At 41.8% G+C, this 13,080-nt stretch carries 10 protein-coding genes; 3 read left to right on the plus strand and 7 right to left on the minus strand.

The genetic code is table 11. The features are described 5' to 3' along the window. Positions 1–142 precede the first annotated feature (142 nt). From ACO1R6_RS03820 to ACO1R6_RS03830, 3 genes are all read right to left on the minus strand, one after another. On the minus strand, positions 143–835 hold the full coding sequence (locus ACO1R6_RS03820; protein WP_486262322.1) for a glycosyltransferase family 2 protein: 693 nt from the start codon (positions 833–835) through the stop codon (positions 143–145). Positions 836–1,361: 526 nt separating this feature from the next. Further along, positions 1,362–2,066 carry a response regulator transcription factor gene (locus tag ACO1R6_RS03825; RefSeq protein ID WP_486262324.1) on the minus strand — a complete coding sequence of 235 codons (705 nt, stop codon included), beginning with the start codon at positions 2,064–2,066 and terminating at the stop codon, positions 1,362–1,364. A gap of 7 nt (positions 2,067–2,073) precedes the next feature. Then, complete coding sequence (locus ACO1R6_RS03830; RefSeq protein WP_486262326.1) at positions 2,074–4,122, minus strand: sensor histidine kinase; 2,049 nt, start codon at positions 4,120–4,122, stop codon at positions 2,074–2,076. 140 nt (positions 4,123–4,262) lie between these two features. On the opposite strand from ACO1R6_RS03830, the gene ACO1R6_RS03835 reads away from it, so the two are divergent. Both ACO1R6_RS03835 and ACO1R6_RS03840 read left to right on the plus strand, forming a co-directional pair. Then, positions 4,263–5,255: a T9SS type A sorting domain-containing protein gene (locus tag ACO1R6_RS03835; protein WP_486262327.1), complete on the plus strand. Its 993-nt coding sequence runs from the start codon at positions 4,263–4,265 to the stop codon at positions 5,253–5,255. A gap of 221 nt (positions 5,256–5,476) precedes the next feature. After that, the gene (locus ACO1R6_RS03840) at positions 5,477–6,478 is read left to right on the plus strand and encodes an alpha/beta fold hydrolase (protein WP_486262328.1); all 1,002 of its coding nucleotides are present in this window, start codon (positions 5,477–5,479) and stop codon (positions 6,476–6,478) included. A gap of 85 nt (positions 6,479–6,563) precedes the next feature. Here ACO1R6_RS03840 and ACO1R6_RS03845 read toward each other — a convergent pair whose 3' ends face one another. The 4 genes from ACO1R6_RS03845 to ACO1R6_RS03860 form a co-directional block, all read right to left on the minus strand. Beyond that, positions 6,564–7,919, minus strand: a complete 1,356-nt coding sequence (locus ACO1R6_RS03845) for a 4Fe-4S binding protein (protein ID WP_486262329.1) — start codon at positions 7,917–7,919, stop codon at positions 6,564–6,566. Positions 7,920–7,922: 3 nt separating this feature from the next. Next, on the minus strand, positions 7,923–8,153 hold the full coding sequence (locus ACO1R6_RS03850; RefSeq protein WP_486262331.1) for a hypothetical protein: 231 nt from the start codon (positions 8,151–8,153) through the stop codon (positions 7,923–7,925). 40 nt (positions 8,154–8,193) lie between these two features. Next, a complete protein-coding gene (locus ACO1R6_RS03855) occupies positions 8,194–9,486 on the minus strand; it encodes an NAD(P)/FAD-dependent oxidoreductase (RefSeq protein WP_486262332.1) in 1,293 nt (430 codons plus the stop codon). 136 nt (positions 9,487–9,622) lie between these two features. Next, complete coding sequence (locus ACO1R6_RS03860) at positions 9,623–10,012, minus strand: hypothetical protein (RefSeq protein WP_486262334.1); 390 nt, start codon at positions 10,010–10,012, stop codon at positions 9,623–9,625. Positions 10,013–11,015: 1,003 nt separating this feature from the next. Here ACO1R6_RS03860 and ACO1R6_RS03865 point away from each other — a divergent pair. Then, on the plus strand, positions 11,016–13,073 hold the full coding sequence (locus tag ACO1R6_RS03865; protein ID WP_486262336.1) for a M3 family metallopeptidase: 2,058 nt from the start codon (positions 11,016–11,018) through the stop codon (positions 13,071–13,073). Positions 13,074–13,080 lie beyond the last annotated feature (7 nt).

A 13,080-nucleotide genomic window follows, 5' to 3' on the forward strand; every position in this document is an offset into this window, starting at 1 on the left:
AACAGGAAAACTTTTGGGTTTTCGCCGGAGGTAAAGCCAGACCAGTTGCAATTGTACCAGGCTATATAAAAAAATAAAAGCCAGGCACAAGCCGTATACCACCAAAATAAATATTTCCAGGCTTTTCATGGCAGGGGTTAAACTACAAATATCTAATAATAGTAAGAATAATTTTATAACCTGCCAGCAAGGTGCCTTTTACCGTGCCCGATATTTTAGAAAACCCAATTCTTTTACGGTATGATACCGGCACTTCTACGCTTTTTAAATTTAATTTGGCCGCTTTTAATTGCATTTCGACCGTCCAGCCGTAATTTTTATCCTGCATGTTTAACTGCTGCAATTTATCTGTCCGGATGGCGCGGAATGGGCCCAGATCTGTAAAGCGGGTGCCGTACAAAATTTTGAGTAAAGTAGTGGCTAGCCAATTGCCAAATATTTGCTGGGGCAACATAGCGCCTTTTTCCCGGCGGCCTAGTACCCGCGACCCAATTACCAAATCGGCTTTATTTTGCAAAATAGGTTCTACTAACAAAGGCATTTCCGCTGGATAATCAGAGTAATCGCCGTCCAGAAAAACAATTATTGCGGGGACCTGGTGGGCAGGTTTGTTTAGCGCATGGGCGATGCCCGTGAGGCAGGCTTGCCCGTAGCCTTGCCGCGGCTCCTGCAAAACCGTGGCTCCTGCCAATTGCGCTACCGCAAACGTATTATCAGTGGAGTTGTTATTTACCACAATTATTTCATCAACCAGGCCGGCCGGTACATCCGCAATAACTTTGCTAATCGATTTTTCTTCGTTATAGGCAGGTATAATAACATTTATAAGCGGCATGAAAATTAATTTAGCCGGCAAAGATGCGTAATAATATTTTATTTGCCGTTGGTAAAAGCCGGAGCATACTACCCAAAAAGTAAGTAAAATATCTCTCTTTCTAAAGGAAAACTATTATCTGACCGAAAAGTTAAAATAAATCCTTAATGATTTTGTGTACAAACAAATATTACGCCGTTGCCCGTACTTCTCTAAAGGTTAAAGAAGAATTTATTGCCTAAGCGGCTGCGTAGAAGAGTGACAGTAGCAGTTCCGGTGTACTTGTTTTTCAAAGAAAAGTTAAGAAAGAATTACCAGGAAGGTTATTTGAAAGAGAAGCTGGCTTGTAATTCATGTTCACTCATGTTAGCTAATAGGAACTTATAAGAGGAAGTTTCTAACTTCCGGCCAGTTTTTAACTGGCCCTTATAACCAGGCACAAGTTACGCTTCGCTAAATTTGCGCCAGCTCGAGTTGACCCAAAAGGAAGATGCATTCAGCGTTTCTGGAGAGCAAAGGCTTAATTTAATATAGTAGCTATAAAGCTTTAACTATTAACCACTAACCGGAAACCATTGCCATGAATATTATTAATTTCTACCTGCGGATCGTCTTTTAAATATTTGCGCAGTTTGGCAATAAAAACATCCATGCTGCGGGTAGTAAAATAATTATCATCGCCCCACAATTTTTTTAGGGTTATGTCGCGGGGGAGTACATCGTTCAGATTCAGGCAGAGCAGTTGCAGCAGCTCGGCTTCTTTCGGCGAAAGTTTTTGCTCCTGGCTTCCTAAGCGCAGGCATCTAAGTTTATAATCAAAATGGTAGTGGCCAATCATATAAAACCGGTTTGCCGCTGAATTAACCTCAGTTTCCGGATTTCTTTTTAAAATAGCTTTTATTTTATAAAGCAGCACTTCCGAGTCGAAGGGTTTAGTAATATAATCATCGGCGCCAATCTTAAATCCTTCTACTATATCGTTTTTCTGGGACTTGGCCGTCAGGAAAATAAGCGGTATGTTACTGTCCATTTTCTTTATTTCGCGGGCCAAGGTAAAACCATCCTTTACCGGCATCATCACATCCAGAATACAAGCCGCAAACTTTTGCCCCAAATAAGCTTTCCAGCCTTTTTCCCCATCGGTGCACAAAGTAACGCCGTAGTCGTGCAACTCCAGGTAATCTTTCAGGATGGCGCCAAAGTTAGGATCGTCTTCCACGAGCAATAGTTTTATCACGTTAGATGCGGCCATTTTACATTTACTTTAAAGTAGGTAAAATTATTTCGAAGGTGCTGCCTTTACCTGGTTCGCTTTTAACTTTAATGTGGCCTTTATGCGCCAGAACAATGGCTTTTACATAGGGCAAGCCCAAACCAAACCCTTTAACTGGGTGTAAATTACCGGTGCTTACGCGGTAAAATTTATCAAAAATACGATTTTGATCATCGCGGCTCATGCCCATTCCTTGGTCGGTAACAGAAAGTATGACCGATGAACCGACAACAGTAGTACTAACGGTTATTACGGGAGCCTCCGGCGAATATTTAATGGCATTATCGAGAAGGTTGGCGATTACGTTGCCTAAATGTGCTTCGTCGCCTAATACTTGGGGTTTAGCAGTATCTAAATAAATGTGAATGCGCCCGGCTTTGGTTTCGAGTAATAGCTGCATGTTCTGGATGGCCTGCAGAATTATGGCGTGTAAGCAAATTGGCCGCAGGTTAAGTTTTAGCTCTTGTTTATCCAGTAAAGCCATTTGCAATACCTCTTCTACCTGTTTATGCATACGCTTGTTTTCGTCGCGAATAATACCCGCATATTGTTTTATCCGCTCTGGGTTCTGAATAATTTTAGGGTTGGCAATGGCATCGGCGGCGAGCGAAATAGTAGCCAAAGGCGTTTTAAACTCGTGCGTCATGTTATTAATAAAATCGTTCTTTATTTCGGATATCTTTTTCTGTTTCAGGATGGTGTGCATGGTTATCCCAAAAGTGGTTAAAATAATAAAGGTAAATAAAGCCGAAAAGCCCATCTGGTAACGAAAAGCATGAAAGAGATAAGCGTTGCGCTTAGGAAAATGTATTGTTAAATAATTATAATTGGCATAAATATCGTTCGGGAATAAACGGACCTGGTATTTAGGAGATGGGGCAGTAGTTTTAAAATTAACCGAGCGGACCGGGGTTAAGCCGGCTTGCTGGCCTTGTAAAACTGCGTACTCAAATGGTAAATAAATACCGGCCTGGTTTAATTCGCTTTTAACAATTGAATCGAGCTGGGCTTTGGGTAAGCGTTTTTCTACCGGTAAATTAATCCGGACGTAATCTACGGCCATTTGCTGCACCACCTCGGTTAGTTGTTTCGTTTTAGCCGATACTTTTTTCTTCTGCTCGGCAATGGGTAAAGTTGTTGGGGCGGCTACTGTAGCTGGTTGCAAACTTTCCGGGTTTTTGCCCAAAATATTGCGATTGGCTTCGTTCTGCTTCATTGGTGCCGGTACCAATATTTTTCTCAATGCTTCGGGGTTTAACCTATCCAAGCCAAGCACTATTGCGTTTGCCCTGCCCGGTGCACCTGGGCTATTTAGCTTTTGGGGGCCGGGCTGAAAAATATTTTCCAGAGTTCTGGTTTGTTTTTCTAAAATTATTTGTCGGGTTATTATTTTATAATTGGAGGGAGATGTACCCGAATCGGAAGAAACACGGGGCCGCAGAATTTCCTTAATTATGGCTGGGCGGTTTTTTTGAAAGCGGGGCCAAACTTTTTGGCGCAAACTGTCCGGGGGAATAGCAGTGCTTTTACTGCTATCTGTATTAACATAAAGCAAATAATCATTTACGTGTTCCTGTAACCGAATAGTATCTACCAAGGTTTGGAGCCGGATCAGCCCGTGCAGGGTAGTCGTATCAAAAATTTGCTGATCCCGAAAAGGAGCGTTTAAAGAGGCGGGCGCAACCAGTTGTTTTTCTTTAAGACTAATATTTCTATCTGCGGGTCGGGCAGGTTTACGCTTAAATTTTTGCGGTATATTTTTATTAACCCGTAGTACGGCTGGTTTAATAGAATCGGGCAGCGGCATATGGTTTTGCACCAGTTTAACGGTGTTAAGTTTCTCCGTGATTACATCTACGGCTTCGCGGGTATCAATTTTCTGAACTACCTTTTGTAAGGCATCATTAACCTGTCGGTCGAACTGCGCTTCTTTTAATTTCAGGGCATGGCTAATCCAGAAATACTGGAAGCAAATAATGCCCAGTAACGAGAGCGTCATGAGCGTTATAATGGCCGATATCAGGTGCTTGTTCACTTAACAAATTTAAGGTTTAGAGTAACTTTTTGCTAAACTTTAACTTTTCCTTAACCTTCTTTAACAACCTCTTAACGCCTCTTCGCCAGATTAGACTTTAACTTTGTTTTATTAAACTGAATTAAAGAAAGGAGCGCAACATGAAAACGGTCAACTACCTAAATTACTTTAAAAATTTGAAAATTCTGGGTTTACTCCTGGGTTTATTTTTAACCATTTCGGGCGTAAAGGCGCAGCAAAAAGACCCCACCGGTAACACCAATAAGTACCGGATGAGCATTCTGAAAGAGGAAAATGGGAAGAGGCATCTTCTGGATACAACCATTCTGGCTACGGATCTGGAAAAGCTTAAAGCACAGCCCGGCGAACTACAGAATATTTTACGCGAAATGTCGCCCGTAATTATTACCGGAGGTAATTTAAAAAACACCGATGTGCTTAAAGCTGTACCGGGCCTGCCGCTGCTGGAAAAAGAAATCAGAATTTTAAACCTGGGCGATAGTTTAAAATTAGCCCCGGATTCGTTACGTATGATTTTAGAACACCGGGTACTGCGTTCGTTAAATAGATTGCCGGATTCTTTAAGAGTTATAGTACATAATTTAAACGACAATATTCGGGAACAGGTAATCATCCGAGATTCAGTGGTGTTAAGAGAAATTCAGCCCGGCAATGCTGGGGGAGGTAATAATAATCAGATTAACCGGGTTAATCCGGCCTGGGTACTAACCGACCAGCCAGATACGCTAAGAGCCACGAATAAAGTAAATAGATTAATTGCAATACGTAAGATTATTATTACCGATATTCAGAAAAAGGATACCGCCCTTTTAAATAAAGCTATCCCGACTAATAACCTAACCCTGAGTGAAGATTTAAGAATCAAAAACCTGCGCTTTTACCCGAATCCTAACCAAGGCCGCTTTACCTTAAGCTTTAAGGTGCCGCAGCCCGGCGATATGGCCATTAAAATTTACGATCCGGTAGGCCGGGAAATTCATCGGGAAGATTACCAATATTTTGCCGGCGATTACCAGCGCGAGATTAATTTATCGGGTGCTAGTCCGGGCGTTTATTTTCTAAAAATAATTCAGGGCGACAGCGCTTTAACGAAGAAATTGATAATTGAATAAATAACTCGTAATTAAATATAAGTGGCTACTGATTTACCGGTAGCCACTTTTTATTTAGGCCCGATGCAAATATATTAACCCAAATCAATTATCTAAGTCGTTTAAATCTGAAAGCACACATCTTTGCCATACCAGCCTTGCGTATAAAGTCCCAGGCTATCTAAATGTCAACTAAAGTCGGTTAGCCAGAATAAATATTTAATATAAACCAAGGGTTGCAAATGAAGTTGTGTTTTCAGATTGCCGTATTCCTTTTATCTGGTAATTTATTTATGGCAGAAATGGCGCGGGCGCAGGAGAATACGCCGGTGTACGATGCCGTTCTGAGTAATTATGATTATCCGTTCCCGGTTAAGTTCCTGAATTTAACCCTGGAAGATAAACCTGGCCGGATGGCTTATATGGATGTGCCGCCAGCAAAAGGTGGTGCCAATGCACCAGTAGTGGTTTTGCTGCACGGTAAGAATTTCTTTGGGGCTTACTGGCAAAATACTATCCGGTTTCTCAATCAGAATGGCTTTCGGGTTATTGTGCCGGACCAGGTAGGTTTTGGTAAATCGAGCAAAACTTCTTTGCACTACAGTTTTCATTTATTGGCGCAGAATACCAAAAAGCTACTCGATACCCTTCAGGTAAAGCAAGCTACCGTAGTAGGGCATTCGATGGGCGGCATGTTGGCTACCCGGTTGGTGTTGATGTACCCGAATACTTTCCCGAAATTGGTTTTAGAAAACCCCATTGGCCTGGAAGATTACCGCACGCTGGTACCTTTTCAGAATTTAACCCAGGCTTACCAAAACGAACTCAAGACCAGCCCCGAATCGATCCGGAAGTACCACCAAACGTATTACGTTGCCTGGAAGCCCGCTTACGACGAATACGTAAAGGTACCGGCGGGCCAAACTAAAAGTCCGGATTATAAGCAAGTTGCTTTGGTTTCGGCGCAAACCTACGATATGATATACCAGCAGCCGGTGGTTTATGAATTTCCGTTAGTAAAGGCTACTACGTTAATCTTAATTGGGCAAGCCGATCGTACGGTGGTGGGCAAAGGGCTGATAAAAGATCAGACCGTGCTGAGCCGGGCCGGGCAATATCCGGAGTTAGGCAAGAAAACCGCCGCCGCTATTAAAAACGCTAAATTGATAGCATTGCCCAACGTGGGCCACATTCCGCATTTGGAAGCGACCGAAGCTTTTCACAAAGCACTGTTAGACTTTTAAAATGAAAATGTCGTTTTATTGCTTAGCAGCTTGTCAGCAAACCCAAACCTTGCTTTTGCCGGAGTAATAAAACAGATGGCTTTACTTAATCCAGAATACGAACATTCTCCGGCGAAATTAAGTTGGCAGGAACATAGCGATCGGCTGTGGGACCGTTTTCTAGCTTAAGTACGCCCCGCGGGCACACGGTAGCGCACATGCCGCAACCCACGCACGACGACCGGATAATGGGCTGACCTTGCTGCGCGTACCAGCGTACATCTATCCCCATTTCGCAATAAGTAGAACAGTTACCGCAGGAAATACACTGGCCACCATTGGTGGTTATCCGGAAACGAGAAAAATGTTTTTGCAACAAGCCCAGGTAAGCTGCCATGGGGCAACCAAAACGACACCAAACCCGGCTACCCATTATGGGGTAAAAGCCAACGCCAATTACACCCGAAAAAATAGACCCAATAAAAAAGCCATAGGTTTGAGAAAAGCCATTCGATAAAGAACCCAGTAAACCCCCACCCATAAAGGAATTTATCCAAAGCAGGAGGGTAGTTAATAAGATAAAACCGAATATCGGATAAATAATAGCCACTTCCCATTGCCACGCAGCCCTGGATTTATCGGATAATTGACGGTAAGGATCGCCGGCCGTTTCGGCCAGGCCGCCGCAACCACAAACCCAACTGCAGTACCACCTTTTACCAAAAAGATAAGTTAATACCGGTACCCCAATTAAAGAGATTACCGCCGTCCAGAACACCATAAAAACACCCAAAGCGCCAGGCTCATTTACCAGGTAACTAACCGTGCCCGGGAATAAATAATCGTACTTGAGGGGCCAGAAATAACTAAAATAAAACTCCGGCTCATTTAGTTTTTGCAGTATATACGGCACCAGAAAAGCCAAACCCAACTGAAAAAACATTACCGAAAAGGTGCGGATGACCTGGTAATTGCTGTGGCGGTATTTTAGCAGTGCCCTAATGCCCATAATTAAAATAGCCAGGGTATAAAAAGTGCCATAAAGAAACCAATGGTCGGCGGGTTTGCCCCGGAGCCACTGGCTGAAAGGGTTTAAAGCTTGAATTTGTCCCGCCAGGGTAAACGGGAACCAGTACAATAAAATATAAAAACCGGTAAGAACTACCGCCGTTACCCAGGCAATGGTGCCGCGCGAGGTAGAATGCCGAAGCCAAATACCATTGTTGCGTACGCCCGGCTGCGATTTACGGTAAGTTTGCCAAAAGTAGAGCAGCAGTCCGGCCAAACCCAAACCAATACCACTCCATAATATACCGGTAGCTACCCATTTATTAACCGGTATAGCAGGTAAAATAAGCAGCAGTAGAGAGAGAGCAAATAAAGTTAGCCCGGTTTTCTGCACCACGTCGGTTTGGTCGTGGTAATTTAACCCGATAGCCAGGCTCTGGTCTTGTTGGGCCATAATTTAGTGATGATGGTGGTGATGGTGATCATCGCCGGGTTTACTCCGGAAATTGGCAATGCTGCCCAAGGTAAATACTACCAACCAGCAGAGGTATAATGCCCCAAAAGATTTGATTTCTTTGGCTTGCACCAATAATATAAGGTGCGCGGCCAAAGTCATTACCAGACCGGTTACGGCAATAAACTGGTAAGAATTCATTTCTTTAAAATTATATAATTTAGATAACTTCATAATAATCATATTTAAACGCACCCTAATCCGTTTAATATACTTACGTAACCAGGGCCGATAATTGCCGGTTCAATTCCTTAATAATTTCTTTTTGGTACCGGTTACTAAATTCCGGGTCAAAATTAGCTTCGGCCAAATGCGCCAGAACGTAACGAATATTTTGCTTTTCTTTTATCCAGCGGGCACAAACATCGTGACGGAACCGGATGCCCAATACATTAAAACCCGTAACCGCCTGGCTTTGCTTTAAATAATTAATGCGCAATATTTTTTTACTTTTCGGGTGCTGCCAAACCAGGCTTTGTTCGTCATCGGCAGGTTGCGGCGGTACGTGGCCATAGGTTTGGTATTCAACCTGAAAAAATTTAGCCGAATTAAACCAAATACCAGGTGCGTAAGGTATTGTCTGGCCGCAAATAGTATAAGCCACCGTTTCGCCTTGCATCCGGCCAGTATACCAAAGCTGCTCTATATTTTTACGGCCCGGCAACGGTTGCCGAAACTGGGCACAATCGCCGGCGGCATATACATGGGGCAAGTTAGTTTCTAAATTCTGGTTTACCAGCACCCCCCGGTCAGTTTCTAAATCACTGTTCTTTAAAAACTGAATATTGGGTTTAACGCCAATGGCTACCAGCAAGAGATCACAATTAATCATTTCGCCGGCATTGGTTTTAACTGCACTTATTCCTTCTTGGTTATCAGGTATTATTTCGGTTACCTGGGTTTCTAATTTTAAATCGATGTGATGCTCCCGGATATGCACCTCAATTAGCTTTGCTTCGGTCTCGGGTAAAACACTTTGCCAGTAATATTTTTCGCGCACCAGGTAAGTAACCGGAATACACCGGCTGTGTAACATTTCGGCCAGTTCAATGCCAATTAAGCCGCCGCCTACTACTACCGCCCGTTTAACCTGACCCGATTGCAATTCTAAATTTTCTAAATCGGTTAAACTGTAAAAACCTTGTACCCCGGTCAGGTGTTCGTTGGGTAAACCTAACTGGTTGGGTACCGAACCCGTGGCAATTAGTAGTTTATCATAATTCAAACGTGAGCCGTTGGCCAGCAAGACTTCCTGTTGTTTATAATTTATCTGCGTTACCAAGGCTTGAATCAGAATTATATTTTGTTCTGACCAAAACCAATCTTCATAGGGTTTAATATTTTGGTAAGTCATGTGGCCCATGTACAAATACATAAGGGCGGTGCGGGAATAAAAATGCGCCGATTCGGCGGAAATAATGGTAATAGTGCAGGCAGGATTTAGTTTACGGATGGTTACGGCAGCAGTAATGCCGGTAACACCATTGCCAATTATTATTACCTGCATAGATGCCTTTACTTAAACACCACAAAGGTAGCGAAAACCATTTTTAATAAAGTAAAATATTAACTGGGTAAGGCGGATGCAAAACAGGAAAGGCAGCCCTAAGGCTGCCTTTCCTGTTTTGCTAAATTAAAAAGGATTACTTTTCCTGATTAGCTGTTTTGGTATTTTCAGATTTCAAAGCTAAATCAGTTTCCGGGTCGTGTTTAAAAGCGGCGTAAGCTGCTAATTGACTGGGACTCAGCATAGCTTTAAATTTTTTATCGAAATTAGCTTCCAGTTCTTGTAATTTTTTCGCTTTCATTTCGGGGTTATTGCTGTAAAACTCCGAAATCTCGTCGCCTTTAACAATTCTTTCCCGGTTCAAAGCTTTCAGCCGGATATATTCTGATTCATTTAAACCCAGTTCAGCGGTCATTACCCGGGTAATCAGGGCAATTCTTTTGTCGGCTGAGTCAGAAATGGTTTGCGCACTCGCAGAGAAGGTGGCAAGGGCAAATAAAGCGAATACGAGTAAATATTTTTTCATATAAATAAAGGTAAAATTTATTAGGGTTAAGGTTTTAGTTACAGCTAAGTTTTGTACGCAGATTAAATATTATCGGTTAAAGAAAAATTGTTCTATTCTGGATTAAAGTTGAAGATTATAAATTTATATGTAAATATTAATATATGTTCATTTATAAATTTAGCTTCACTCCAAAGCAGATGTTACTATTAAATAGTTGCATCTAAGTAATACGCTTCTTATATTTTTTTAAATATATATAATTTCTATGCAATTCTAAACTTAATAATTCTAATATCAAAATTTTAGACCGAAAAATATCTATAATTTATATATATTTTTTTATATATAATTAAAATGGCTTTAAATCAATATTTTATATAGATAAAATTAAACATTTAAAGCTGAAATTTAATTTAAATGTTATAAGACTAGATGAAGTTCTGAATTGGGTAAAAAATATATTAGTTCATTAGTATATTTTTAATCATAAATATACTTTAAGCTTTTAATCGCTTAATAAGTTTGTTACAGGAATGTAAGAGTATTTAAACTTATACTTTAAAGTTACAGCTACTGGTTTCTATGTTTTTCTGAAGTTGTGCTATTTAAATCTGCCCTAGATATTCTGGATATAATACTTTAAACCAAGCACACGATTTATAGTGGTAAGGGCATCTAATAAATCCTAAACATTGCTACAGCCTTTCTGTAAAATGTACCGGATTGTATTAAACCAAATTTTATGCCAGCAAAGTAGTTGGGAAGTATTTCTTATAATTTTGCGCCGCAACCGTAAGGTCAATTTTGAGAGATAAATAACTAAACAAGAATAAATTTGTTGTTAAATACTTGGCTGGTTATTTAGAATAAACCTAAATTAAAATTAATGGTATTCAGAAGGTTAGCTTAAACCCGGAAATTACGTTTAAAAGGTTTAAAACCGTTAAATTTTGCAGCTTTAACCTTAATTAAAACGTACATCTTTTATTTTAAACCCTTTATTTATTAATATTTACTATAAATGAATATTCTTACTCAGGAAGAATTTGATACCCCGTTTAATACGGTGCCTTTTAGCCTAATAAAAACCGAGCATTTTCTTCCGGCATTACAGGAAGCCATTAAAGCGGGCAAAGCTGAAATTGACCAAATAATTTCCCGGAACGAATCACCAGATTTTAACAATACCATTGAAGCGCTGGAGCATAGTGGGGAAGGGGTAGACCGCATTAGTCGGATATTTTTTTACTTAAATGCCGCCGAAACTACTCCCGACATTCAAAAAATGGCGAAAGAAATATCGCCGCTTTTAACGGCTTATGCCAACGATATTATGTTGGATGAAAACCTTTTCGCGCGGGTAAAAGCCGTTTACAAGAACCGGGAAAATTTAAACTTAAACGTTGAACAAAGCACCTTGTTAGACAAAATCTATAAAGGCTTTATCCGGAATGGTGCTAATTTACCGGCTGAACAAAAAGAAACGCTTCGGCAGATAGATCAGCAACTGGGACAATTGTCGTTAATTTTTGGCGAACACGTACTCAGCGATACAAACAATTACCACTTAACCATTACCAATCCGGATGAGCTGGCCGGGCTGCCGGATAGTGTAATAGAGGCTGCCGCTATAGCTGCCCAGGAAAAAGATATACCGGAGGCTTGGGTATTTACCTTGCATGCGCCCAGTTATTTGCCATTTATGACCTATGCCGAGAACCGGGCGCGCCGCGAAGAACTTTTTAAAGCGTATGCTTCGCGGGCGTGCCACGGCAACGAAAACGACAATGCCCAGATAATTCTGGATATTGTTCGTTTACGGGCTGAGCGCGCCAAATTGCTGGGTTTTGATTCGCACGCCCATTATGTGTTGCAGGAACGTATGGCCGAAACGCCGCAAAAGGTTTTTGATTTTTTAGATAATTTAATTGTGTATGCCAAACCAGTAGCCCAGGAAGAACTCCGGGTTATTGCAGATTATGCAGCGCAACACCATGGCCTTACCGGTTTGCAGCGCTGGGATTTAACTTATTATTCTGAAAAAGTTAAAAAAGAAAAATATACCATCGACGATGAAATATTGAAGCCATATTTTAAACTCGAAAACGTAATTGACGGCATATTTAAGGTAGCGCATAAACTTTACGGGCTGCAGTTTACCCCCAATACCGAAATTGATACCTACCACCCGGATGTTAAAGTATTTGAAGTAACCGAAGAGACGGGCGAGCACCTGGGTATTTTTTATGCCGATTTTTTTCCGCGGCCGGGTAAACGCAACGGTGCCTGGATGACCTCTTTCCGGGGGCAGCAAAAGAAAAATGGCCAGGAACAAAGGCCGCACATTGCCATTGTTACCAATTTTACCAAACCCACCCCCACCAAACCTTCTTTGCTTACCTTTTACGAAGTAAGAACTTTGTTTCATGAGTTTGGCCATGCTTTACATGGTTTGCTGGCCAATGGCACTTATGGCAGTTTAACCGGTACCAACGTTTTTTGGGATTTTGTGGAGTTACCATCGCAGGTAATGGAAAACTGGACGTACGAGAAAGAATGCCTGGATTTGTTTGCCCATCATTACGAAACCGGCGAATTGTTGCCTACTGATTTAATCCAAAGAATAAAAGACAGCGCTAATTTTATGGCGGGTTATGCCACCGTCCGGCAGGTGGGTTTGGCACGACTGGATATGGCCTGGCATACTACTGTCCCCGAGCAGATTAAAGATGTATATACTTTTGAGGGCCAGGTATTACAGGAAACCGAACTCTTGCCCGTAGTACCGGGTACCAGCATCAGCAATTCTTTTTCACATATTTTCCAGGGCGGTTATTCGTCGGGGTATTATAGCTACAAGTGGGCCGAAGTGCTGGATGCCGATGCTTTTGAGTTTTTCCAGGAAACCGGCGTGTTTAACAAAGAAACATCTACCTTATTCCGGAAACATATTCTATCAGCGGGCGGTAGCGAACCACCTATGCAGTTGTACAAACGTTTCCGCGGTAAAGAACCTTCGCCGGATGCTTTGCTGCGGCGCACCGGGCTTTTGCGGGCAAATAAGTCAGCCAATGGCTAACTCCTTC

The sequence above is a fragment of the Adhaeribacter sp. genome, from assembly GCF_057359045.1.